General features: G+C 38.7%; 25 protein-coding genes. 24 read left to right on the plus strand and 1 reads right to left on the minus strand.

Annotation, left to right across the window (positions count from 1 at the left end; all coding sequences use genetic code 11):
• Positions 1-71: 71 nt before the first annotated feature.
• The 24 genes from ACGHCK_RS02250 to ACGHCK_RS02365 all read left to right on the plus strand — a co-directional run bounded on the left by ACGHCK_RS02250 (position 72) and on the right by ACGHCK_RS02365 (position 23,826).
• Positions 72-1,157: a glycosyltransferase gene (locus tag ACGHCK_RS02250; protein WP_394304452.1), complete on the plus strand. Its 1,086-nt coding sequence runs from the start codon at positions 72-74 to the stop codon at positions 1,155-1,157.
• Complete coding sequence (locus ACGHCK_RS02255; protein WP_251420600.1) at positions 1,150-1,722, plus strand: hypothetical protein; 573 nt, start codon at positions 1,150-1,152, stop codon at positions 1,720-1,722. The genes ACGHCK_RS02250 and ACGHCK_RS02255 overlap by 8 nt, the downstream gene beginning before the upstream one ends.
• Positions 1,723-1,746: 24 nt before the next feature.
• The gene (locus ACGHCK_RS02260; protein WP_251420602.1) at positions 1,747-2,082 is read left to right on the plus strand and encodes a biotin/lipoyl-containing protein; all 336 of its coding nucleotides are present in this window, start codon (positions 1,747-1,749) and stop codon (positions 2,080-2,082) included.
• A 943-nt stretch (positions 2,083-3,025) separates the two neighbouring features.
• Positions 3,026-4,696, plus strand: a complete 1,671-nt coding sequence (locus ACGHCK_RS02265) for a BglG family transcription antiterminator (protein WP_394304453.1) — start codon at positions 3,026-3,028, stop codon at positions 4,694-4,696.
• 103 nt (positions 4,697-4,799) lie between these two features.
• Positions 4,800-5,891, plus strand: coding sequence for an L-ascorbate 6-phosphate lactonase (gene ulaG / locus ACGHCK_RS02270; protein WP_251420606.1), 1,092 nt, complete (start codon positions 4,800-4,802; stop codon positions 5,889-5,891).
• Between the two features lie 17 nt (positions 5,892-5,908).
• The gene (locus ACGHCK_RS02275) at positions 5,909-7,414 is read left to right on the plus strand and encodes a PTS ascorbate transporter subunit IIC (protein WP_202229525.1); all 1,506 of its coding nucleotides are present in this window, start codon (positions 5,909-5,911) and stop codon (positions 7,412-7,414) included.
• Positions 7,408-7,686 carry a PTS sugar transporter subunit IIB gene (locus tag ACGHCK_RS02280; RefSeq protein ID WP_271327901.1) on the plus strand — a complete coding sequence of 93 codons (279 nt, stop codon included), beginning with the start codon at positions 7,408-7,410 and terminating at the stop codon, positions 7,684-7,686. The genes ACGHCK_RS02275 and ACGHCK_RS02280 overlap by 7 nt, the downstream gene beginning before the upstream one ends.
• 37 nt (positions 7,687-7,723) lie before the next feature.
• Positions 7,724-8,215 carry a PTS sugar transporter subunit IIA gene (locus ACGHCK_RS02285; protein ID WP_251420608.1) on the plus strand — a complete coding sequence of 164 codons (492 nt, stop codon included), beginning with the start codon at positions 7,724-7,726 and terminating at the stop codon, positions 8,213-8,215.
• A 64-nt stretch (positions 8,216-8,279) separates the two neighbouring features.
• Complete coding sequence (locus ACGHCK_RS02290) at positions 8,280-8,945, plus strand: 3-keto-L-gulonate-6-phosphate decarboxylase UlaD (RefSeq protein ID WP_251420610.1); 666 nt, start codon at positions 8,280-8,282, stop codon at positions 8,943-8,945.
• A gap of 2 nt (positions 8,946-8,947) precedes the next feature.
• Entirely contained in the window at positions 8,948-9,811 is an 864-nt protein-coding gene (locus ACGHCK_RS02295) for an L-ribulose-5-phosphate 3-epimerase (RefSeq protein ID WP_202229533.1), read from the plus strand.
• Positions 9,812-10,510, plus strand: a complete 699-nt coding sequence (locus tag ACGHCK_RS02300; protein WP_271327900.1) for an L-ribulose-5-phosphate 4-epimerase — start codon at positions 9,812-9,814, stop codon at positions 10,508-10,510. It abuts the gene before it with no gap.
• Positions 10,511-10,530: 20 nt separating this feature from the next.
• The gene (locus ACGHCK_RS02305; RefSeq protein ID WP_202229537.1) at positions 10,531-11,241 is read left to right on the plus strand and encodes a transaldolase; all 711 of its coding nucleotides are present in this window, start codon (positions 10,531-10,533) and stop codon (positions 11,239-11,241) included.
• 127 nt (positions 11,242-11,368) lie between these two features.
• Positions 11,369-13,396, plus strand: coding sequence for a copper-translocating P-type ATPase (locus tag ACGHCK_RS02310; RefSeq protein ID WP_251420615.1), 2,028 nt, complete (start codon positions 11,369-11,371; stop codon positions 13,394-13,396).
• Positions 13,397-13,557: 161 nt separating this feature from the next.
• Complete coding sequence (locus tag ACGHCK_RS02315) at positions 13,558-14,397, plus strand: undecaprenyl-diphosphate phosphatase (protein ID WP_202229541.1); 840 nt, start codon at positions 13,558-13,560, stop codon at positions 14,395-14,397.
• Positions 14,398-14,607: 210 nt separating this feature from the next.
• Complete coding sequence (locus ACGHCK_RS02320; protein ID WP_271327899.1) at positions 14,608-15,180, plus strand: TetR/AcrR family transcriptional regulator; 573 nt, start codon at positions 14,608-14,610, stop codon at positions 15,178-15,180.
• Between the two features lie 19 nt (positions 15,181-15,199).
• Positions 15,200-15,559: an iron-sulfur cluster biosynthesis family protein gene (locus tag ACGHCK_RS02325; protein WP_251420619.1), complete on the plus strand. Its 360-nt coding sequence runs from the start codon at positions 15,200-15,202 to the stop codon at positions 15,557-15,559.
• A gap of 1 nt (position 15,560) precedes the next feature.
• Entirely contained in the window at positions 15,561-16,919 is a 1,359-nt protein-coding gene (locus ACGHCK_RS02330) for an FAD-dependent oxidoreductase (protein ID WP_251420621.1), read from the plus strand.
• Between the two features lie 220 nt (positions 16,920-17,139).
• Positions 17,140-18,285, plus strand: coding sequence for a cystathionine gamma-synthase (locus ACGHCK_RS02335; protein WP_271327898.1), 1,146 nt, complete (start codon positions 17,140-17,142; stop codon positions 18,283-18,285).
• Positions 18,286-18,391: 106 nt separating this feature from the next.
• Positions 18,392-18,940, plus strand: a complete 549-nt coding sequence (locus tag ACGHCK_RS02340; protein WP_251420623.1) for a DUF6036 family nucleotidyltransferase — start codon at positions 18,392-18,394, stop codon at positions 18,938-18,940.
• Positions 18,941-19,222, plus strand: coding sequence for a hypothetical protein (locus ACGHCK_RS02345; RefSeq protein ID WP_251420626.1), 282 nt, complete (start codon positions 18,941-18,943; stop codon positions 19,220-19,222). It begins immediately after the preceding gene.
• 61 nt (positions 19,223-19,283) lie between these two features.
• Entirely contained in the window at positions 19,284-20,657 is a 1,374-nt protein-coding gene (locus tag ACGHCK_RS02350; RefSeq protein ID WP_251420628.1) for a M24 family metallopeptidase, read from the plus strand.
• 235 nt (positions 20,658-20,892) lie between these two features.
• Entirely contained in the window at positions 20,893-21,456 is a 564-nt protein-coding gene (gene ahpC / locus ACGHCK_RS02355) for an alkyl hydroperoxide reductase subunit C (RefSeq protein ID WP_251420630.1), read from the plus strand.
• A gap of 59 nt (positions 21,457-21,515) precedes the next feature.
• Positions 21,516-23,045: an alkyl hydroperoxide reductase subunit F gene (gene ahpF / locus ACGHCK_RS02360; RefSeq protein ID WP_251420632.1), complete on the plus strand. Its 1,530-nt coding sequence runs from the start codon at positions 21,516-21,518 to the stop codon at positions 23,043-23,045.
• 163 nt (positions 23,046-23,208) lie between these two features.
• On the plus strand, positions 23,209-23,826 hold the full coding sequence (locus ACGHCK_RS02365) for an FMN-dependent NADH-azoreductase (protein WP_251420634.1): 618 nt from the start codon (positions 23,209-23,211) through the stop codon (positions 23,824-23,826).
• 168 nt (positions 23,827-23,994) lie between these two features.
• Here the strand turns inward: ACGHCK_RS02365 and ACGHCK_RS02370 are convergent.
• Positions 23,995-24,142, minus strand: a 148-nt coding sequence (locus ACGHCK_RS02370) for a transposase (RefSeq protein ID WP_394304458.1), incomplete at its 5' end; no start/stop codon positions are given.

Genomic DNA, 24,142 nt, shown 5'->3' on the forward strand with positions numbered 1-24,142 from the left:
ATCTCGGAGAAAGTCAGCGTTTGTCACAAATCGCCTCTGCTCTACATCAGGCAGGACATGAAATCCACATATTGGGAGAAGTTTTTTATCCCTTTTTATTCCAGCATGATGCCTATATTTTTCATCAATGTCCTTTTGACACTCAAGTATATTGTCGAGAACGCTATCAAGAATTTTTCTCTTTTGATATGGACTTTAACTTTTTGACAGACGAAGAAATTAGAAACATGTGTGATTATGAGCGAGAACTCCTAGTGAATCAACAATTTGATGCAGTATTTACTGGCTATCGTTTAAGTATTGTAGTGAGTTGTAAAATTGAGAAAATCCCACTCGTATGGATCATTTCTGGTTCAGTACAAATTGATGAGATTATCCATAATATTGACGGCATTATTCCAGGTCATATGTCTTTTGATAAAGAGAATGAAAAAGCTAAAAAGAGCATCAAACGTTTAGTTCTTTCATACTCTAAAAGTGTGGAGTCTTGGAATAAATATTTGATATCAGAAGGAGCCCTTCCAATGAAGTCAGGATTAGAACTCTTCATAGGAAACTTAAATTTGATTGCGGATTATAGCAAATTTTATAGTTTTGACTCAGAGAGTAATTATAAAATCGTAGGTCCAATACTTTTTTCTTCACAGCAATCAGATTTTCGTCGGTTGAAAGGTGAAAATAGGATATTATTGAGTTTTGGGACTTCTTTTAATAAAGAATGGGTTATTGATTTTGTGTCACATCTTCCCAAAGGCCCTTCCTATATCTTAACCACAAGTGGTGAAGAATTTTATATCGACAGAAAGGACATTGAACTGGTAGATTTTGTAGACTTTGGTTCTCTAAGAGCTAAAATTTCATTTGCGATTATTCATGGAGGACAAGGGACGGTTTATGCCATGGCTCAACAAGGCATTCCCTTTATAGGCATTCCATTTTTTAATGAGCAACTTTGGAATATAAAAAAATTTAGTGATTATGGGGCAGCAATGCTATTGAGTAAAGAAGAAGAGAAAATCAGTGAAAAACTCTCAATGTTTCGTTCAGAGATAGCGGATTACTCTGTGAAGATGTCAGAGATTAGTAGAGGAATTTTTGAAGAATCAGAAACTTCTTTAAGCAAGGTCAGTGAAATATTGGAGAGCTTTCTTGAGTAATATTGAAATTTTCATATACAAAGACACAGGTGAAGCACTTGAAAACACTCTTTTTGGTCAAAGATTAGAACGTTACAATCAAGCCATTCGAGAGGAAACAAAACGGAAACACCTTGTGGGAAGCCAAGTTGTCTTTCAGGTTTTGGGGTTTTACAATCTGTCTGACCAGTTATTACTCCAAGCTTTTGAGAAAAGTGCCCATGAAATAGAAAATCTACCTTTTTACATAAGCTTTTCCAATTCAGATTCATTTTATGTACTGGCAATTTCTAAAACTCCTGTAGGAATCGATGCTGAAGTTTTAAGAGAGCGCTCTGACCTTGTGTATGATACCTATCTTGGAAATGGAGATAAAGATTATAAAAAGAAACGCTTTTATAAAAAATGGTTAGAAAAGGAAGCAAAGATTAAAATTTCTTGCTGCAGTTCAAGACATGAAATGTATTATCGAAGACGATCAGAAATAGTGATTGGTATATGTGGAATTCAACATTCAAATTTATTGGCTTTTAAAATAAATCATCTTAGCAATGAACCTGTGCGCATAGATTTAGATGAGTTTTAATCAGAAGAATGAGAGAATTATATTTTGAAGGATAAGCATTCAGACTTCATTCAAGAGAACATACTTCACGAGTTAAGCCCTCTTATATTTACATCCAATAGAGTATCCGTACTCTATAAAGAAACACAGCTTGTAAATTGTCGAATATATTTAAGTAAACTTGTTGGTGTTGTTCATTTTAGTTCAAATCTTTCTGAAGGTACAACATTTATACAAGGAAATATACTGTTGTCTATTGAAGAATTACGCATTTTGAATGAAGTTTATATGGAACAAGAGGGGAAAGTAGAAGCGATATATGTCAAAGACAATCAGTTTGTCATGTATGGTACACCGCTGATATTGATCAGGACTACATAAGGCTTAAGAACAGGGAGGTCTCAAAAGACGTAGTTTACTTTTCCTGAAGAATTTTAAGTTTCAGAACCTTTTGGTATAAAGCGCTTTTATGCTACTATTTTCGACTGCTTTAGGTACTTTGAGAGTGTTAAGGACAAATACAGTTTAAGCTATGGGACAAAAGGTAGAAAAACTTTCCATAAAAGTGATAAATACATGGTAGGTGTATATTATTAAAGGTAACCTGACACTTTGTATTTTACGTTATAGAAACTTTTTGGTCTTGCAAAAGTTAAATTAAAAAGTGATACTTTAAAGAGACAGGAATAAAATTTCTGTGACACATAACACAAGATAGTGTCAGAAAGGAGGAAATATGAAAAAAGCTAAGCTTCTGAACATCCGTGTGGCGAACTGTCCTTGTTCAGTGGACGGAACGTATCATCTTTGGGCTCTATAAAAATTAAGTAGGAAAGGAGGGAGAGAAAATGGAAAAAGCTGGACTTATAGATGTTTTTGATGTAAAGTGTCCATGTACATTACAAGTTCCTTATCATGTTTTTTACAAGTGATGTCAAGTAGCATAAGGAATCATTTTTCCTGAAATCTAAGGAGTACATGTTAAAAACAAATCGGAAAGGAAGGAGAGGATATGGACAAAGCTGAATTTCTAGACAATTCTGGTGCAAAGAGTACGTGTACATCACAGGTTTCTTATGATGTTTTTTATTAGCGGTATCTAATGGCATAAGAAAGCATTTTTCCTAAAGTCGTAATATTAAAAATAAGTAGGAGATGCCTCAAGGCTATCTTTATTACAAGCATATGCCCATAAATTTTACAAAGTATCTATGGGTTGAGCAAAGGAATAGGTGTGTTTAACGATAACGTGCCTATTTTTTGTTTTTTAAATTTTATTGAGATTTCGTCATATAGAGGGATATCAGGAAAAAGAAAATGTATAATGAGAGTAGAAAAGGACGCGCAAGGCCAAGGAGGACTGAATATGCTTTTAGATAAAGGAAGTTTTGAACTGCTGAGATGTTTAATGACATCTAAGGAACCTAAAACGGTAACAGTCATTGCAAAAGAATTCCAAGTTTCCCGCCGGAAGATATACTATCATCTTGATAAAATCAACGATGCTTTGCCGGAAAATATTGACAAAATTCTTACTGTTCCTCGGCAAGGAGTACTTTTAAGCTTTACGCAAAAAAGGGCTTGTCAGTCTTTAATCATGAGGATAAATACGTATACTTACATGATGACTGCGAGTGAGAGAAGACACTTGATTATCCTCCACATTTGTATAAACAATGAGCGAGTGACACTCGAAAAGTTAATAGATTTGACAGAAACCTCTCGTAATACTGTTCTGAATGATTTAAACAGCATCCGCGATGATTTGCAAAACAGCCAATACAAAGTCAGCCTACAGACCACAAAGCAAAAGGGTTACTTCTTGAGAGGCGCAGCACTAGGACAAGTGCAATACATGCATAAAATCTACAGCCATATCTTCTCCAATGGAAGCTTAGGTTTTCTGGAAATAATACGGAAAACAATATCTGAAACAGATAGTGATGCTAAGTATGGTGAGTTAAAAAAATTATTTGAAAATCAAGTCCCTATTTTAGAAAGGAATCTGAGGAAAAAAATTAATCAACATGAACTTCAATTAATGTTTAAAACCTTCCCATTAGTCTTGATGAGCTGTTGGAACATGCAGCTGAGTCACTCGGAAATCGAAGAAGTTTGTAGAGATTTGTCAGTGATTCACGCGCGTATTGAATACAAAGCTGCGCTGAAACTAGCGGAGATAATTTTCGAAGAACTCTCGATTCAACTTAATGCGTTTGAAACTGTGACGATCGCCCTCCTGTTCCTTTCATATAGAAAAGACAGCGATGAACATGCTACAAGTAAGGATTGGCACTATTTGAAGAAAACAGTTGATGCCTGTATTGTATACTTTGAGGAGCTTTCTGCCTTTCCCTTGGAACAAAAAGAAGAATTAGCAAAGGCCCTTTTGTCACATGCCAAAGCAATGTTGTTCCGTAAAAAATATGGCATTCTTTCAATAAATCCATTAACAGAACAGATTAAAGAGAAATATCCTGAAGTTTTTCATTTTACTAAAAACAGTGCTGCCTTACTGGAAGAAAGTTGGAAGATTGAATTAAGCGATGACGACATCGCTTATATGGCTGTTCATTTTGGTGGCGCCTTAAAAAACACAGGTTCAAAATCTCAAAAGAGTTCCGTCTATGTTGTCTGCGATGAGGGACTCGCAGTTCAAAAGTTGCTTATCAAGCAGCTGTATCAATATATCCCAGAAGAAGACATCAAGGCAGTTTTTACTACGGAACAGTTCAAAAGCATTGAAGAAATTGTTGATCTAGGGCTTTTGATTTCTACAAGCCCTCTAGAAACTGAGCTCCCTTTCATTTTTGTTCATCCTATTTTGACAGAGAATGATAGTGCCAAAATTGGCCATAGCAGTTATTTTCAATCTGGGAAATTTCCTAAGTTTAACGATAATTTAGAAAGTCTGTTAAGCAACTATATACGAGATACTTCGGCAGTAAAAGAATGCAGGAGAAGCATTCTAGAAATGATGAATAAGTTATCTTAAATTAAAAAGTCCAAATATGAACACATAAAAGTGCGCTATTTGGTCTTTTTTTATTGCACTTAGCATATTAAGATTAGAGTAAAGAGCAACACAGGAGGTTGATATGGCTAATATAAATGAAGTGACCAGAGAATCATGGATTTTGAATACCTTTCCAGAATGGGGCACTTGGCTTAATGAAGAAATTGCAGCAACAGTAGTGCCGGAGGAAAATTTTTCAATGTGGTGGCTGGGAAATTGTGGCCTATGGATAAAAACGCCAGCTGCTGCAAATATTGTTATGGACTTATGGTCATCACGAGGCAAGTCAAGCAAAAAGATAAAGAACATGGTTCGCGGCCATCAAATGGCTAACATGGCAGGGGCTCGTCAGTTGCAACCCAATCTCCGTGTTCAGCCCATGGTGATTGATCCTTTTGCGATTGAAGAACTGGATTATTATTTGGTTTCACATTTTCATAGTGACCATATTGATTTGAGTACGGCAGCAGCTATTGTTAATAATCCCAAGTTAAGACATGTGAAATTGGTTGGGCCTTATGAATGCGGTGAAATTTGGAAAAAATGGGGTGTACCTGAAAAAAGGATTATAATCGTCAAGCCTGGGGAGTCCTTTACAGTAAAAGATGTTATAGTACATGCTGTAGAATCTTTTGATCGGACATGTTTGGTCACTTTGCCTGTTGAGGGCGCAGAGAGTCAAGGGGGAGAACTTTCAGGTTTAACAATCACCGATGCAGAAATGGCGCGAAAGGCAGTGAATTATATCTTTGAAACCCCCGGTGGAACCATATATCATGGCGCAGATTCTCACTTTTCGAACTATTTTGCTAAGCATGGTAAGGACTTTAGTATTGATGTGGCTTTGAATAACTATGGCGAAAATCCAAGAGGCATTCAAGATAAGATGACTTCGGTCGATTTGTTACGAATGGCTGAAAATTTGCAGGCTAAGGTCATTATCCCTGTGCACTATGATATTTGGTCTAACTTTATGGCCTCTACAGCTGAAATACTCGAGCTTTGGAAAATGCGTAAAGAGCGCTTGCAATACGACTTTCACCCATTCATTTGGGAAGTCGGCGGCAAGTATACTTACCCGCTAGATAAAGAGAAAATAGAGTACCACCATCCACGTGGGTTTGAAGATTGCTTTGAGGAAGATTCAAACATTCAATTTAAAGCCTTGTTGTGATACAGGAGTAAATTTTTATGAATGCTTTTATTATTATATTAGAATGGTTTTCTAAAAATATTTTACAGAATCCCGCTTTTTTTGTAGGTTTACTAGTTTTAATCGGTTATGCTCTACTTAAAAAGCCAGCGCATGAAGTCTTTTCGGGTTTCATTAAAGCAACGGTCGGCTATCTGATTTTGAATGTTGCTTCGGGTGGTTTAGTAAATACTTTTCGGCCTATACTTGCCGCTTTGAACTATAAATTCAATATTGGTGCAGCAGTTATTGACCCTTACTTTGGTTTGACAGCGGCAAACGAAAGTATTGCTAAGCAATTTCCTGATTTTATCGGTGCAGCAACGACGGCCATTCTGATTGGTTTTGGTGTCAATATTGTGCTGGTAATGTTTCGGAAAATCACCAAGGTGCGTACTTTATTTATTACCGGCCACATCATGGTCCAGCAGGCAGCAACCCTCTCACTGATGGTGCTTTTGCTTGTACCCGAGTTCAGGAGTCCCTCTGGTATCGTGGCAATTGGTATTCTCTGTGGGCTTTACTGGGCAGTGAGCTCAAATATGACCGTTGAAGCTACTCAGACTTTAACGGGTGGGGGAGGATTTGCGATTGGTCATCAACAGCAGTTCGCCATTTGGTTCGTTGATAAGGTTGCAGGGAAAATCGGCAATGAAGAAGAAAATCTTGATAATATAAGACTTCCCAAGTTTCTCTCCATTTTTCACGATACCGTTGTTGCTTCGGCAACCTTGATGCTGGTTTTCTTTGGTGCAATCTTGGCAGTTCTGGGGCCAGATATTATGTCTAATCCCCAAGTCATTACCTCTGGGATTCCCTATAATCCTGAAGCCCAATCTTATTTTATGTATGTGATTCAAACGGCTTTTACATTCTCTGTTTACCTATTTATCTTGATGCAGGGCGTTCGTATGTTTGTAACAGAGCTAACCAATGCCTTCCAAGGTATTTCGCAAAAGCTTTTGCCTGGCTCATTCCCAGCTGTTGATGTGGCAGCTTCATTCGGCTTCGGCTCACCTAATGCGGTGCTTTCAGGGTTTGTGTTTGGATTGATTGGTCAGCTGCTTATGATTGGCTTGCTGATTGTGTTTGGCAGCCCTATTCTTATCATCACCGGATTTGTTCCTGTATTCTTTGACAATGCAGCCATTGCCGTTTATGCAGATAAACGTGGAGGCTGGAAAGCAGCGCTTATTCTTTCCTTTATTTCAGGCTTGCTTCAAGTTTCTATTGGTGCTCTTGCAGTTGCTTTGCTTAAGTTGCAAGCATTCGGAGGTTATCATGGGAACATTGACTTTGAATTACCTTGGGTACCGTTTGCTTACATTTTCCAAAAATTAGGCGTTTGGGGTTATGTCATTGTCTGCCTGTTCTTTCTAGTAATTCCACAGCTTCAGTATCGGAAAGCCAGGAGCAAAGAAGCTTACTATGCCGGACAAGTCCAAGCGCTAGGAGAAGATAAATTCAGTAAAAAAGAAACAGATGAGGAGAAAAATATATGTTAAAAATTTTGACAGCATGCGGCAATGGAATGGGAACATCAATGGTTATTAAGATGAAAGTAGAGCGTGCAGTACGCCAGTTGGGAATTACTGATTTTGAATCTGCTTCCTGCTCTGTAGAGGAAGCCAAAGGATTAGCAGCTGGTTACGATATTGTCATTGTATCAGAGCATCTCATCGGAGAATTAAAAGGGCGTACGAAAGCACATCTTATCGGTCTTGATAACTTAATGGACGATACTGAGATTAAGACAAAATTACAAGCCGTCTTATGATACTTATATAAAGTAATAGGGCTTAGGAGGAAAAAAGATGAATTTGATGCAGAGCCTAAAGGAAAATGATTCTATTTGTCTGGGCTTAAGAGCTCAAAACTGGTCAGAGGCGATAAAACTATCCGTTAAACCTCTTATTGATAGCGGTGCAGTAACGGAAGCGTATTATCATGCAATTTTGGAATTAACTGAAAAATATGGACCATACTATATCCTTATGCCCGGTATGGCAATGCCTCATGCACGGCCGGAAGCAGGGGTAAACAGAACTGCTTTTTCCCTTATCAGCTTGACTGAGCCTGTAACTTTCTCAGATGGTAAAGAGGTAAGCGTTTTGTTAACTTTAGCAGCTATCAGCTCTGAGATCCATACCTCCGTGGCAATCCCACAAATTGTGGCATTGTTTGAACTTGAAAATTCAATTGAAAGGCTTGTAGCTGCCAAACACAAAGAGGAAATCTTTAAGATGCTAGAAGAGTCTAAAAGCAACCCTTTTCTTGAGGAATTAAATCTAGACAGGGAAATGTAAAAGAAGCTTTTTAATAAAAATTTCGTGGAACATAACAGAGTCTAAACCAAGAAGGATGATGAAAATGAATAAAAGACGCCCTAATTTACAAGTAGCTCTGGATCACTCAGAGCTGCATAGTGCGCTTAAAGCTGCTGTATCCGTTGGACATGAAGTCGATATAATCGAAGCGGGTACAGTTTGCCTGTTACAGGTGGGGAGTCAACTGGTAGAGATACTCCGTGGTCTTTTCCCTGATAAAACGCTTGTTGCTGATACCAAATGTGCTGATGCAGGAGGAACTGTGGCTAAAAACAATGCGCTATGTGGAGCGAATTGGATGACTTGTATCTGCTCTGCAACTCTTCCAACGATGAAGGCCGCTCGGAAAGCAATTCAAGAAATAAATGATAAAAATGGTGAGATTCAGGTAGAACTTTATGGTGATTGGACATATGAGCAAGCAAAGACTTGGCTTGATGCAGGAATTTCCCAAGTCATCTACCATCAATCACGTGATGCTCTTCTGGAAGGGAAGACTTGGAGTGAAAAAGATCTTGATAAGATCAAAAAGCTGATAAATATGGGTTTCCGCGTTTCAGTCACTGGTGGTCTGGATACCGAAAACTTAGAACTTTTTAGAGGACTAGATATTTTTACATTTATTGTGGGGCGTGGCATTACTGAGGCACCAAAGCCTGCAGAAGCTGCACAGGAGTTCAAAGCTGAAATTTTACGGATTTGGGGGTAATTATGACTCGACCTATTGGAATTTACGAAAAAGCAATGCCAAGGCATTTTTCTTGGAAGGAGCGATTAGCGTTTGCAAAAGAACTGGGCTTTGACTTTGTTGAAATGTCAGTCGACGAGGACGACTCGCGCTTGGCTCGGCTAAACTGGACAAAAGAAGAACGCTTGGAAGTTGTCCAAGCAATTTACGAAACGGGTATTCGTATTCAAAGCCTTTGTTTTTCTGCCCACCGCCGTTTTCCCTTAGGGTCAAACAATCCTGAGACTGAGGCAAAGTCGTTAAAAATTATGGAACAATGCATTGAACTAGCTCAAGATTTAGGTATCCGTGTTATTCAAGTCGCAGGATATGATGTCTATTATGAAGAAAAATCTACTGAAACAAGAGCACGGTATATCAAAAATTTGCGAAAGGTGTGTAACTGGGCAGAGCAGACCCAAGTTATCTTGGCGGTTGAAACAATGGATGATCCCTTTATCAACTCCGTTCAAAAATACCTGACCATTGAGAAGGAAGTTGCTTCACCCTATCTTTTTGTCTATCCAGATACAGGAAATATTTCCGCATGGCATAATGATATTTACAGTGAACTCTTTCTTGGCCATCTCTCAATTGCAGGGCTTCATTTAAAAGATACATATGCTGTAACAGAGCATTCGAAAGGGCAGTTTCGGGATGTTCCTTTTGGAAAAGGGAGCGTAGATTGGGAAATAATGTTCAATATTTTAAAAGAAACAAATTATCAAGGCCCATTTTTAATCGAAATGTGGTCTGAAAACTGTGATACAGTAGAGGAAACAAGAGCTGCAATCCGAGAAGCTCAAACCTTCCTTTATCCATTGATTGAGAAAGCAGGGCTTAAATAAATGATATTAGAAGAGCTTAGAAAGCGTGTCTATGCAGCGAATGTCTCACTTCCAGAATATGGACTAGTAAAGTTCACATGGGGAAATGTTTCTGCTATAGACCGGGAACTTGGTTATGTTGTCATTAAACCTAGCGGTGTTGAATATCATAATCTTAGACCGGACAATATGGTCATCACGGATTTAGAGGGTAAAGTTATCGAAGGAGAACTCAACCCTTCTTCTGACTTGATGACACATTTAGAGCTTTATAAAGCTTATCCAGAGATTGGGGGAGTGGTTCATACACATTCAACAGAAGCTGTCGGTTGGGCCCAAGCAGGGCGGGATATTCCATTTTATGGGACAACCCACGCAGATTATTTTTATGGAGGAATTCCAGTTGTCCGTTCGCTCACAGCAGGGGAAATTCACTCCGATTACGAAAGAAAAACGGGAACGGTGATTATCGAAACCCTTAGGGAAAGAAGCAGTAGTTATAAGGTAGTTCCAGGTGTTCTCGTGCGTCATCATGGACCTTTCACATGGGGGAAAACACCAGAAGAGGCAGTCTATCACAGTGTGGTCTTGGAGGAAGTTGCGAGGATGGCCAGATTAACTGAACAACTCAATCCTAAAGCAGAAGAAGCATCAACATATCTGCTGGATAAGCACTACCTTCGCAAGCATGGTTCTGCTGCTTATTATGGCCAAAAGTAAGCAAAACGAAAGGAAATTCTATGAAATTTAATATTGAAATCTATTCTGACGGTGCAGTAATTTCTGATATGATTGCAATGAAAGAAGCTGGACTCATCTCAGGATTTACAACAAATCCCTCACTCATGAAGCAGGCAGGAGTTACAGATTATATGTCTTTTGTCCAAGAAGCTCTGGGAAAAATAGAAGGGATGCCTATTAGCTTTGAAGTCTTTGGGGATGACTTTGCAACAATGGAAAAAGAGGCATTAAAGCTTGCTGCTCTAGGGAATAATGTTTTTGTGAAAATTCCAATCATGAACACACGTGGTGAGTCAAGCATTCCCTTAATCAAAAAATTGTCAGATTTAGGCTTAAAGTTGAACATCACAGCCTTGATGACGGAAAAACAAGTTCAGGATACTGTAGATGCACTTACTACAGGAGTTGAGAGCATTGTTTCGGTATTTGCTGGGCGCATAGCAGATACCGGTGTCCATCCAGAACCATTTGTGAAAAAGTCAGTAGAAATCTGTCACCGAAAAGAAGGAGTAAAACTTTTATGGGCCTCGACACGTGAAGTGCTGAATATTGTGCAAGCACAAGATCTTGGTGTCGATATAATTACTGTCCCTCCTGCTCTTTTGAATAAGCTTTCAATGTATCATAAAGATTTGAACACACTCTCACTCGAAACAGTTCAGACTTTCAATAAAGACATTAAAGCTCTAGGATTTACAATTTTAGACTGATAGTTGTTCAAACAAATTAAGTTCTTTTTAACTTCTTAGAAAATTCAGTTTACTTGACTTTATAAGTTTATTCGCGTAAACTATAGATGAAGAGTGTTCAAAAAACTAAACATTTAGGGAGGTTAACATGGATAATAGACACATTGAACATATGAAACATGATAGGGAAGAAATGGAACATCACGGTGAGCATGATATGATGAACCACGGTGGACACATGATGCACATGGGTAATATGAGCAAGAAGCTGAAAGTCAGTATTGCTTTGATGTTTCCACTGCTTGCTATTTCAAGCATTGCTGGATTTCAATTGTTCCATTTTTCAGGGGACTCGCTTATTAGGTTGATACTGGGTTCAATTATTTTCTTTTACGGTGGCACACCTTTCTTTAGTGGTGCGCGTGGAGAATTGCAGGCTAAAAAACCTGCGATGATGATGCTCATCACTATGGGAATTGTTGTTGCCTATCTGTACTCTGTCTATGCTACGGTCGTGGTGTGGGCTGGTGGGGAAGCTATGGATTTCTGGTTTGAACTGTCAACCCTTATCGTCATCATGTTGGCTGGGCATATCATTGAGATGAGAGCTGTTCACCGTGCAGGTGATGCTCTCAAGGACTTGGCATCGCTTATTCCTAAAAAAGCGCACTTGAAAGACGGAAAAGACGTAGCCATATCTGAGCTCAAAGTAGACGATGTTCTTTTAGTTAAGGAAAATGAGCGAATTCCAGCGGATGGTATCGTGATGTCAGAAGCAGTTCACTTATCTGTAGATGAGTCGATGATTACAGGTGAATCTCGTCTTGTACCAAAAGAAAAGGGAGATGTTGTTTACGGCGGTTCTCTGAATCAAAACCTTCCCTTCGAAATGAAAGTTACTTCTCTAGGCAAGGATTCTCTCCTTTCACAAATTGCCCAACTGGTCGAAAAAGCCCAAAAGCAAAAGTCTGCCAGTGAAAATCTAGCCGATAAAGTCGCAGGTTGGCTCTTCTGGACAGCTTTAATCGTAGGTATTGCTTCTTTCATCATCTGGACAATGACTTCCACACTTAGCTTCGCTTTAATGACCGCTGTATCCGTCTTTGTGATTGCTTGTCCTCATGCTTTAGGATTAGCTGTCCCTCTCGTTGTGGCACGTTTGACCAATATTTCAGCTAAAAATGGTCTACTCATTCAAAACAGAACTGCTTTGGAGTCAATCCATAAGGTAAAGTATGCCTTGATGGACAAGACTGGTACTTTAACGGACGGAAAATTTACTGTGCGTCAAGTTGTAAAAGTCGACGACGAAGAAGACATTGATATTTTGCAGGTGATGGCAGCTTTAGAAAACGGCTCTACTCATCCAATTGCCCTTTCGATTGTTCATGCAGTGGAAGATTTACAACTCGAAGCAAGAAATATAGAAAGTATTCCTGGTGTGGGTTTGGAAGGAAGTGTACAGGGCAAAAACTATAGTGTTGTATCTTACGCCTACCTTCAAGAGCACTCTATTGCAGTTGACCAAGACGAAATTCAAAAAGTTCTTGCTCAGGGGCTGACTGTATCTTTCTTGATATCTGACAGGAAAATTCATGGTTTTGTGGCTTTAGGCGATTCGCTAAAGGAGGATGCAGCATTTTTCATTGCAGAACTGAAAAAACGCGGTATCTTACCCATCATGTTGACTGGTGATAATAAGGCTACAGCTGCAAAAATTGCTAAAAATTTAGACATGACAGAGTTTTATGCTGAGTTAAAACCAGAAGATAAAGCAAGGATTGTCAAAACGTATCAAGAAAAAGGCAATGTCCTCTTTATTGGAGATGGGGTTAATGATTCTCCAGCACTGGCAACAAGTAATCTTGGGATTGCTATTGGCGGTGGAACTTCTGTGGCGATTAACACAGCGGATGTTGTCTTGGTGAACTCAAATCCTAGTGATGTCTTAGCCCTGATTGAAATTTCTAAACGATCTAACCGTAAAATGAAACAGAACCTTTGGTTTGGTGCTGGCTACAATATTGTCGCTATTCCTGTTGCTGCTGGCATTTTCTATCCTACATTTGGGATTTCAATCAATCCTTTAGCAGCGGCCGTGTTAATGAGTATCTCAACAGTCGTTGTTTCAATCAATGCAATGGGGCTGAAGTATGAAAAAGCTCAAGAAAAATAACAAAGCATTCCCTCAATTGTAAGGGAGTGCTTTTTCCTGTCACTTCAATTTACGCCTTAATTTTGGTAAAATGGTTCAAGTGCTGGTCGAAGAATGTAAGTTGAAACTTTGCCTGCTGAAAATAATAGCTTTACCATATTAACGAATAGGATATAAGAAAAATGGACTTAAATTTTATTGAACTTTTGAAAATCATCTTCCTTGGCATTGTTGAGGGGATTACGGAATGGCTACCCATATCAAGTACAGGACATATGCTTCTAGTTGATGCCTTTATTCATACAGATATGACTCAGGCTTTTAAAGATATGTTTTTCGTTGTTATTCAGTTAGGAGCGATTATTGCTGTTATCGTAGAGTTTTGGTCAAAGATGAATCCATTTGTTAACATTGAAGGCAAAGGGGTACGTATCAAAAGATCTGTCTTTAATATGTGGCTTAAAGTTATCGTAGCTTTTCTCCCCACAGCTGTATTCGGTCTCTTTCTCAACGATTTTTTAGAAGAAAATTTTGGTACACCATTAACGATTGCTATCATGCTCATCATTTACGGTATTGCCTTTATTGTGGTCGAACGTTGGAATAAAACACGTCAGCCTAAAATCACCAGTATCAAGGGACTTACGTATCAAGCTGCACTAATTATCGGGATGTTTCAAGTTCTCTCAATGATTCCTGGTACATCACGCTCCGGTGCGACTATTGTCGGTGCTTTGTTGATTGGTGTGTCACGTGTTGTCGCTGCAGAGTTTACGTTCTTTCTAGCTGTTCCAACAATGCTTGGTGCCTCAGCTTTCAAGCTTTTGAAGTTCGGACTTCACTTTAGTCTGTCAGAAGTAATCGCACTTATCGTAGGTATGGCTGTGGCTTATATCGTATCAGTCTTTGTTATTAAATTCTTGATGAGTTATATCAAGCGCCACGATTTCCAAGTTTTTGGTTGGTACCGTATAGCTCTAGGAGTTCTTGTTATCATCTTTATTCTTTTTGGAGTGATTTAAAAACAAATAAAGAAATGAACCATTCAAAGTGACTGTTCGGAGTCCTTTGTGAATGGTTTTTTTAAATTCTTTTTTGATGATTGCCCTTCTAATATCCTCTTATGATTATCCTGAATCTGAAATTTCAAGTTCAATTTCTTGTCAGCACACTCTATGGTGTGTTATATTAATACTGTACCAAGCGGTAGGTAAAATGATTGGAGGTGTAAAGTGTCGGAAGCAAAAGATAAAATCATAGAGAGCAGTAAGAAACTTTTCTGTCAGAAAGGGTATGCTTCAACTTCTATCCGAGATATTTTGGAAGATTCCGGTACTGGGAAAGGGCAACTTTATCATTATTTCCTATCTAAAAAGGAAAGCTGCCTCGAGGTGATTCGTGCGCACAGTTCGGAATGGGAGAGACAATGTTTTGAGCCTCTCTTACGTAAAATGAAAAATCCAGAAGAGGCCCTACTTGCTATGCTGGATTGGGAAATTCGGATGCATAAAGACGAAATAAAGCATTATGGCTGTGCCGTAGGAAATCTTGTTGTTGAACTTGGTGCGGGCGAGGATGAGGATTTTCGTGAGTTGTTGTGTCAACTTATGAAAAGCTGGACGCAATTGGTTCAAGCACGAATTATTGAAATTACGGGTTGGAGTCAAGAAAAAGCCCAAATTCAAGCGCAGCATATCATTTCAAGCATTCAAGGCAACCATCTACTGCTTAAACTTACACAGGACTGGGCGGTTTTTGAAAAGGGAATAGATAAATTAAGAAAGGAAATCAAGTCACTTGTTTAAATGATAGGAGGCAGAAAACATGAAATTTATATTCGATAAAGAAGTAGGCGAAAGATTGATGAAATTCGAAAATGCAGATTTTGTATTAGATTTTGACCATGAGTTGAGTGAAAAAAACGAGTCAGTAGATGCATGTGCAGGTGGTATTTCACGCTATCGACTCCTCGCCATAGACAAGGGTAAACTTCCTGAGGTGTTTGATGCACATTTGGACTCTGAGTTTGGTCCCATTTATTTTAAAAAATGGGGCGAGATGTTCTGGGGAAGCCAAGACCTATATGCTAAGGTTGAGGGCAGTTATAATCTTATAGCTTTGAAAACAGAGGGTGAATATTTAAGTCACAATTTACTTATCGTGGATTATAGGGGAAAGTTATAGTATGGAAAGAAAAGTAGTTAAAAATCTTATCATTGGTTTTGGGAAAGCAGGGAAAACGCTTGCGAAATCTTTAGCCAGAAAAGGGGAAGCAGTTGCAATAGTAGAGCAATCTCCACGCATGTACGGTGGAACATGTATTAATATTGGCTGTATCCCTTCAAAGTCTCTAATCGTCAATGGCCAAAAAGGTGAGAATTTTGCGGATGCAGCACTTCAAAAAGTCAATCTTGTCGAAAAATTAAATAGCAAAAATTATCACATGATTGCAGATGAGCCTACAGCAACGGTTATAGATGGTAAGGCTCGATTTTTATCGGATCATGAGGTGGAAGTCTCTCGAGAGGGTCAACCTGCCATGCTTGTGGAGGCTGAGCGTATTTTTATAAATACAGGAGCACGCGCAATTTTGCCTTCAATTCTTGGCATGTCAGAATGCAAAAATCTTGTAACCTCCACAGGGTTGATGGACTTGCAAAAACGTCCAGATCATCTCGTCATCATTGGCTCAGGCTACATTGGTCTTGAATTCGCTTCAATGTTCCTGTCTTATGGCTCTAGGGTAACTGTCATTGATTCTCATCGCACTTTTTTACCACGTCAAGATCGAGATATCGCAGCACGTGTGAAAAAAGATTTAGAAGAAGCAGGAGCGGTTTTCAAGCTCGGCTACGAAATTAATGGTGTTTTTGACCGTGATGAGAAGAGTATCTTGAATATCACGTTTGATGGTCAAGCAGAAGAAGTTGAAGCAGATAAGATTTTATTAGCCACTGGTCGTAAGCCAAATATCTCTGGTTTAGGACTGGAAAATACTTCTGTAAAAATAGGAGAAGACGGACATATCTTAGTGAATGAAAAGCTGGAAACTTCTGCCAAAAATATTTGGGCTCTCGGAGATGTACACGGCGGACCACAGTTCACCTATACGTCATTAGACGACTACAGAATTATTGAAAGTCAACTTTATGGCGATAAGGGACGAACTTTGGATAATCGGGGAGAGCTAGCAAGCAGTGTTTTTATCACCCCAACACTCTCTAATGTCGGTTTGACAGAAACTGAGGCTCAAGCTCAAAGAAAAAATTATCGTCTTTTCCGTTTAGAAGCTACAGCTATTCCTAAATCAGCTGTACTCAAGCAAAGTAAAGGTTTACTCAAGGCACTTGTTGACCCAGAAACAGAGGAAATTTTAGGGGCAACGCTCTATGCTGAAGATTCACATGAAGTGATTAATATTCTGTCTCTTGCAATGAAGGCCAAGTTGCCCTATACTATGATAAGAGATCATATCTTTACACACCCAACGATGAGTGAAGCCTTAAATGACCTCTTCTCTAACGCAAACGAGGTTAAAAAATAGAACTTAGAACAGAGGAAGAAATTTGACTGATTTCATCCAAAATACAAAAACGCTTAACCAGTGTTCTTATACATCGGGTTAAGCATTTTTTGTATTTTGAAAACTTAATAGCAATTCAGTATAAAATTTTTAAAACTTGGTTATAAATAATTCTTAATCATAAAAGAAATAAACTGTATTATAATGAATGAATAATTAAAGAGAGGGGACTCTATCAGAGGTGAAGATAAAAACAAAAATGATTCATGGGGGAATCAGTGAAGATGCTACCAGCGGAGCTGTTTCAGTCCCAATCTATCAAGTATCAACCTATAAGCAAGAGGGACTAGGACAGCCCAAAGCTTATGAATATTCAAGGTCGGGAAATCCAACGCGTCATGCTCTAGAATCACTTATTGCAGATTTAGAAGGAGGCGTGCGCGGTTTTGCATTCGGTTCAGGATTAGCAGGGATTCATGCTGTTCTCTCAATTTTTAAGGCAGGCGACCATATCATTATGGGCAATGATGTTTATGGTGGTACTTTCCGTTTGATGGACAAAGTCATGCAGAACTTTGGGCTAGAGTATGATCTGGTTGATTTAACAGATTTTTCTGCACTAAACAAGGCGATAAAGCCTACCACCACAGCCCTCTATTTTGAAACACCTTCAAATCCTTTGATGAAGATTTTAGATATACGACAACTTACAGAAGTTGCACAAGAAAATAATCTTATCACAATTGTAGACAATACTTTTGCTACGCCGTATTTTCAGCGCCCTTTAAGTTTGGGGGCAGACATCGTTCTTCATTCAGGAACAAAGTATTTGGGAGGACATTCGGATGTGGTATCAGGCTTGGTAACAACAAACGATACAAACTTGGCAGAGCGTATTGGTTTTATGCAGAACTCTATCGGGGGTGTTTTAGGACCGCAAGACAGTTGGTTGGTTCAGCGAGGAATAAAAACTTTAGCACTTCGTATGGAAGCTCACGCAACGAATGCCCAGAAAATTGCAGAATTTCTGGAGAAAAGCCCACAAGTGAGCAAAGTCTACTATCCAGGACTCTCTACAGATTCTGGATATGAAATTGCCTCTAAACAGATGTCAGGATTTGGCGGAATGCTCTCTTTTGAGCTCCAAGATGAAAGTAAAGTAAAATATTTTGTCGAATCTCTAAAATATTTTACTTTGGCAGAATCACTGGGTGGTGTTGAAAGCTTGATTGAGGTTCCAGCGGTAATGACACATGCTTCAATACCAAAACATCTTCGAGAAGCAGTGGGCATCAAAGATGGATTAATCCGCTTGTCTGTAGGGATTGAAGATATTCACGACTTGTTAGAAGACTTACAAACTGCATTTGAAATAATAAGGAATTAAAACGCCAAAAGGTGTTTTTTTGTTTTAAAAGATAAAAAACTCTTTTTTTATACGCTGCTATATGCTATAATCAAAAGGAGAGATTTCAAAAGAAAGTATATGATTTATGAATTATGATAAGTTGTTTACACGTTTGAATGAAAAGCTGTCAGAAAATGACATCCATCTGAATTTACAATGTGTGGGTGGCTTTGTGCTTGAGTATCACGGTTTAAAAGCTACTGAAGATATCGATGCTTTCTATGAATCCACTTCCAAAGTAGAAGAAATTATTGCAGAGATTGGCCAAGAATTTCATGTAGGAACTGTGAACGAGCCTTGGCTAAGTCATTCGATTGGACAAATCATGTCTTTTTCTGAACAGGATAGGGTCTTGATTTTTAAGGCAAGCCATCTTGAAGTTTATCTCTCTTCACTTCAATCTGTTTTGATTGATAAGATTCAGGCGGGAAGAGAGAAGGACATTCCTGATATTGCACAAATCATGAAAAAATTAAAAATAGAAAGTCCAGATACTTTACTTGATTTGTTGGAAAATTATTCGGAAGGAACATCCGATCCTGCAGTTGTTTTAGAAGCCTACAGTATCGCTTATGGCAAAGAGGCTTTGAAAAATTATTTACGAGAAAAACCAGAACTTTTGAGGTTGTTATAAATGAGTTGGAAAGAATACTTTGAAGCTGCTGCTAAAAAATCTAGAGGAGATGCACGGCTTTGGCTCCGCTATTTGAACAAGGCAATTCAGCGAAATCAGATTTTTTTGTCCCCAGAAGAGATTGATTACCTCGTTCATTCTGAGGCACTCTCACATTTTCAGCGTATCTTTCTCTCTTTAGCAGTTGAGGAAGGCACAAAAGCTTGGGAAATGACAGTTTCCTTGTCCGAGCCTTCGCAGTTTTCACATTTAAAGTCTGTTTTAAAAGAATTAAAAAATTAATATCACTAAGTACGGAATTGCTTTTTTAGGCAATTCTTATTTTTACAAAAAGGAGCGAAAATTGATTCAGCTTAAGCAGATTAAAGCCCCAGCTATTGAAAACAAGTTAAGTCCAGTTTCCTTGACTGATGAAACGATGGCTTTTAGAAAAACTGCTTTACTCGGAAAAATGCGAGAAAAAGGCTATGACAGTTTGGTTATTTATGCTGATCTGGAACATGGGAGTAACTTTGAATATTTAACAGGTTTTCTTCCACGTTTTGAAGAAGCACTACTCATTCTTCATGTGACTGGTGAGGTTTACATGGTATTGGGCAATGAGAATTTGAATAAAGCAAGTAAGGCAAGACTTTTAGCTAAAGCCATACACATGCCACATTTTTCCTTGCCTAATCAGCCCATGCCTAAAAAAGGAACAGTGGAGGAAATTTTGGGTCAATGTGCTTTGGAAAATTCAAAGAAAATTGGTCTTGTAGGCTGGAAAAATTTCACCAGTTTCACGGAAGATAATGCCCAACTTTTTGAACTTCCTTACTATCTGGTTCAGGCTCTAAAAAATTTATATCCCAAGGTATTAATGGAAAATGCTACACAACTTTTCATTGGTGAAGGCGGCATACGCACTAGAAACAATGCTAATGAATTTGCGCATTATGAGTTTGGCGCAGCATTAGCAGGGCGCTGTATTTTGCAGACAATGGATCAAGTGGAGGTTGGAAAGACAGAGATGGAAGTTGCGAAGAGTCTCTCTGATCTGGGTCAGGATCATAGTGTTGTTACAATTATGGCTACTGGTGAGCGGTTTGAAAAAGCGAATATCTATCCGGGGTCTAAAGTTATCAAAAAAGGCGATAGACTGTCTATGACAACAGGTTATAAGGGAGGTCTTCAAAGTAGAGGCGGATATGCTGTAAGCAAACTTTCAGAGTTACCTGATGCTGAAAAAGATTATTTGGAAGTTGTAGCTAAACCTTATTTTAATGCTGTGAAAACATGGTTGGAAACAGTTAAAATCGGAATGTTAGGCCAAGACCTGTATAATAAAGTCGAAGAAGTTCTCCCCAAAGAAAAATATGGTTGGACCTTAAATCCAGGGCATCTGATAGCTGACGAAGAATGGCTGAGCTCTCCTATTTATCCAGCGTCAACAGAAAAGTTGAAGAGCGGAATGCTTTTCCAAATTGATATCATTCCTTCTGTACAGGGATATGCCGGCGTAAGCTGTGAAAGTGGTATTTTCTTAGCAGATGAAAAACTAAGAGCTGACATCCGTCAAATGTATCCCGAAATCTGGCATAGAATTCAGAAACGCAGAAAATATATCCAAAATGAGCTTGGTATTTCCCTTTCAGAAGAAATTCTTCCTACAAGTAGTGCAACAGCCTATTTACGCCCCTTTATGTTAGATAAGTACTTAGCATTCACTGCAAGATAAAATTTTTCCCCTAGCGGGATTTTTTGTTTTATAAAATAATCAGAACATTATCAATTATCCTTTTCTCAATCACAAAAGTGCTGTTTACGGTTATAAAGCAAGAGTGTAATAATTCAGAAGCATTAAGCGGTTTCATTTGTTCCGAAATTATGAACAGATTCTTTGACTAACACTCAGCATTTTGTAATAATTATTAGGGAACAAAAAAATAATAGAAAAATTGGAGAGAAAATCTATGTCACTAATCGGAAAAGAAGTTGAACCATTTGTTACTGAAGCTTACCAAAATGGGAAATTTTTAACGGTCAATTCAGATGATTTTAAAGGAAAATGGAATGTTATTGTATTTTATCCTGCAGATTTCTCATTTGTTTGTCCAACAGAACTAGAAGACTTGCAAGAACAATACGCTACTCTTAAAGAACTAGGTGTTGAAGTTTATTCATGTTCAACAGACACACACTTTGTCCATGCTGCGTGGCATGAACACAGTGAAGCTATCGGGAAAGTAGAATACCCAATGCTTGCTGATCCTTCCCAAAAAATTTCTCGTATTTTTGATGTTTTAGATGAAACATCTGGTTTATCACAACGTGGTTCATTTATCATTGACCCAGACGGAGTCGTTCAAGCTGTAGAGATTACAGCAGATGGGATTGGTCGTGATGCGAGCCAGTTGGTAGACAAGGTGCGTGCAGCACAGTATATCCGTAATCATCCAGGAGAAGTGTGTCCTGCAAAATGGAAAGAAAATGCCGAAACACTGACACCTGGCTTGGACTTGGTTGGTAAGATTTAATTTAAGAAGGCGAAGTAGCTTACTCGCCTTTTTTAAGCTAAAAAGAATGGAAAGAAAAAATGTTAGAAGAGAATCTTAAAGCACAACTTAAGCAATATTTAGAACTTTTAGAAAATGATATCGCCTTGCGCGTAAAAGCAGATGAAAATGATACGAACGGTAAAAAAGTCCGTGATTTTGTCAATGAGATTGCGGAGATGTCACCTCGTATAAGTGTCGAGGAAGCAAAATTGGTAAAAGCTCCTGGATTTGCTGTGGTACGTAAGGGCGAGATGCGAGGTGTTGCCTTTGCCGGTATTCCCTTAGGGCATGAATTTAATTCACTCGTTTTGGCGCTTTTGCAAGTTAGTGGTCGCGCACCTAAGATTGAAGAAGACCTTAAAAAACGTATTCAAGCTATAGATAAGCCTTATCACTTTGAAACTTACGTCAGCTTGACTTGCCATAACTGTCCAGACGTTGTACAGGCTCTGAATATTATGAGTGTACTTAATGAAAATATTACACACACGATGATTGAGGGCGGCATGTTCCAAGAAGAAGTAAAATCTCGAGGTGTGATGGCAGTCCCAACAGTCTTTGTTAACGGTGAAGAATTTTCAAGTGGTCGTATGAGCCTTGAAGAGATTTTAAACAAACTCCTTGGTGAGGCCGGCAGTGAAGAATTTGATAAGAAAGAACCGTACGATGTTCTTGTTGTTGGTGGTGGACCAGCAGGTGCCAGTGCAGCTATTTATGCAGCGCGTAAAGGAATACGTACGGGTATCTTAGCTGAAAAATTTGGTGGTCAGCCATTAGAAACCTTAGGTATTGAAAACTTTATCGGCACAACCTATACTGAAGGTCCTAAGCTGGTCGCACAGCTTGAAGAACATGTAAAATCTTATCCTACAGACATTATGAAAACACAAAAGGCGGTGAAATTAGAGAAAAAAGATCTGCTTGAAGTGACACTAGAAAATGGCGCAGTTCTTCAGTCTAAAACAGTTGTACTATCAACTGGAGCACGCTGGCGTTCACTCGGAATTCCGGGAGAGGAAGAATTCAAAAATAAAGGAATAGCTTATTGTCCACACTGTGATGGACCAATCTTCGCAGGCCAAAAAGTTGCCGTAGTTGGGGGCGGAAATTCTGGGATTGAAGCAGCCATTGACTTAGCTGGTGTAGTTGAGCACGTGACTGTTTTAGAGTTTTTACCAGAGCTTAAAGCCGATAAAGTTTTACAAGAAAAGCTGTATTCTCTGGACAACGTAACTGTTCTGACCAATGTCGAAACAAAAGCTATTCATGGTAAGGGCAAGGTCGAAAGTTTAGACTATGTCAATCGCGAAACACAAGAAAAGGTAACTCTTGAACTGTCAGGTGTCTTTATCTTAATCGGACTAGTACCAAATACTGAATGGCTTGACGGTGTTGTTGACCGTACAGCACGGGGCGAAATTATCGTCGATAAGCAAGGGGCTACTAATGTTCCTGGCGTGTTTGCTGCGGGAGACTGTACAGACTCTGCTTATAAACAAATTATTATTGCAATGGGAAGTGGTGCTACTGCAGCTTTGGGTGCATTTGATTATTTAATTCGCCACTAAAATCAAAAGCCATCTTGACATTTTTCAAGGTGGTTTTAACGTTTACAGATTTGTGCTGAATTTCACATATTAAAATTATAGCCTTTCAAAAATGTTTTTGATATAATGATAAAGTAATATTGTTTACATATGTAAATTAAATGAAATCTTGGAGGATTTATTGATGACGAAATTACTTGTTGTAAAAGGGCATCCTTTGACAGCTGAAGACAGCTTCTCAATCAAAGGTTTGGATGCTTTTGTATCTGCTTATAAAGCCGCAAATGCAGGAGATGAGGTAGAAGTGCTCGATGTCTTCTCAGCCAATATCCCTGAAATTGATCAAGACATGGCTTCGGCTTTCATTGCCATGCAGAATGGTGTAGAATTTACTGCCCTATCTGAATCACAACAAGATAAAGTTTCACGTTTTGGTGCCTTTACAGAGCAATTCCTTTCAGCAGATAAAGTAGTCATTGCTAGTCCATTATGGAACCTTATGGTTCCTGCTAGCCTTAAAAAATGGATTGATACAGTCAATGTTGCGGGTAAAACTTTCCGTTACACGGAAGAAGGCCCGAAAGGTTTGGCAACAGACAAGAAAGTACTGTATCTACAAGCCAGCGGTGGTTTTTATAATGGACAAGATACAGGCACTCAATATATGAAAGCGATTTTTGAATTTATCGGGACAGATTTTAGTTCTCTGAGTGTCGAAGGCCATGCTTATCAGCCTGAAAAGGCAGAAGAATTCTTGTCTGAATTTCTTAGCAAAGTAGAAGCAGCAGCCAAGGAATTTTAAGATTTGAAAGGCCAAAGTTATTGGTACAAATGTTGTTTATCCTAGCGCCAGATAAAAATATTGCTTTGTGGAAGTAGAACAATAAAAACGGCTCTGTCAACTCTGCGGTGGTACTCGCTAAAAAATGAGTTACAGCAGTGTGTGAAAAGTTGTCTTAGGACAGCTTTTTTAGTTGCGTTTGACAAGGATTTGTTGGAGCAAAATCCGTTTTCTAAGATGATCAAAACGCCCAAAACCAAAGGCAATGCGCTTGATAAGCTTACAGAGATTATTTTTTCCCTCTAATGGGCCGTTGGAACAAGATGAAACAATGCCT

The sequence above is a fragment of the Lactococcus muris genome, assembly GCF_042849115.1.
Taxonomy (GTDB): domain Bacteria; phylum Bacillota; class Bacilli; order Lactobacillales; family Streptococcaceae; genus Lactococcus; species Lactococcus muris.

Coding starts and splice junctions, on each gene's coding strand:
- ACGHCK_RS02330 (WP_251420621.1), top strand. CDS start 15,561: ATGGAAAGAAAAGTAGTTAAAAATCTTATCATTGGTTTTGGGAAAGCA.
- ACGHCK_RS02290 (WP_251420610.1), top strand. CDS start 8,280: ATGAATAAAAGACGCCCTAATTTACAAGTAGCTCTGGATCACTCAGAG.
- ahpF (WP_251420632.1), top strand. CDS start 21,516: ATGTTAGAAGAGAATCTTAAAGCACAACTTAAGCAATATTTAGAACTT.
- ACGHCK_RS02285 (WP_251420608.1), top strand. CDS start 7,724: ATGAATTTGATGCAGAGCCTAAAGGAAAATGATTCTATTTGTCTGGGC.
- ahpC (WP_251420630.1), top strand. CDS start 20,893: ATGTCACTAATCGGAAAAGAAGTTGAACCATTTGTTACTGAAGCTTAC.
- ACGHCK_RS02315 (WP_202229541.1), top strand. CDS start 13,558: ATGGACTTAAATTTTATTGAACTTTTGAAAATCATCTTCCTTGGCATT.
- ACGHCK_RS02265 (WP_394304453.1), top strand. CDS start 3,026: ATGAGAGTAGAAAAGGACGCGCAAGGCCAAGGAGGACTGAATATGCTT.
- ACGHCK_RS02365 (WP_251420634.1), top strand. CDS start 23,209: ATGACGAAATTACTTGTTGTAAAAGGGCATCCTTTGACAGCTGAAGAC.
- ACGHCK_RS02295 (WP_202229533.1), top strand. CDS start 8,948: ATGACTCGACCTATTGGAATTTACGAAAAAGCAATGCCAAGGCATTTT.
- ACGHCK_RS02325 (WP_251420619.1), top strand. CDS start 15,200: ATGAAATTTATATTCGATAAAGAAGTAGGCGAAAGATTGATGAAATTC.
- ACGHCK_RS02305 (WP_202229537.1), top strand. CDS start 10,531: ATGAAATTTAATATTGAAATCTATTCTGACGGTGCAGTAATTTCTGAT.
- ACGHCK_RS02310 (WP_251420615.1), top strand. CDS start 11,369: ATGGATAATAGACACATTGAACATATGAAACATGATAGGGAAGAAATG.
- ACGHCK_RS02280 (WP_271327901.1), top strand. CDS start 7,408: ATGTTAAAAATTTTGACAGCATGCGGCAATGGAATGGGAACATCAATG.
- ACGHCK_RS02300 (WP_271327900.1), top strand. CDS start 9,812: ATGATATTAGAAGAGCTTAGAAAGCGTGTCTATGCAGCGAATGTCTCA.
- ulaG (WP_251420606.1), top strand. CDS start 4,800: ATGGCTAATATAAATGAAGTGACCAGAGAATCATGGATTTTGAATACC.
- ACGHCK_RS02345 (WP_251420626.1), top strand. CDS start 18,941: ATGAGTTGGAAAGAATACTTTGAAGCTGCTGCTAAAAAATCTAGAGGA.
- ACGHCK_RS02340 (WP_251420623.1), top strand. CDS start 18,392: ATGAATTATGATAAGTTGTTTACACGTTTGAATGAAAAGCTGTCAGAA.
- ACGHCK_RS02275 (WP_202229525.1), top strand. CDS start 5,909: ATGAATGCTTTTATTATTATATTAGAATGGTTTTCTAAAAATATTTTA.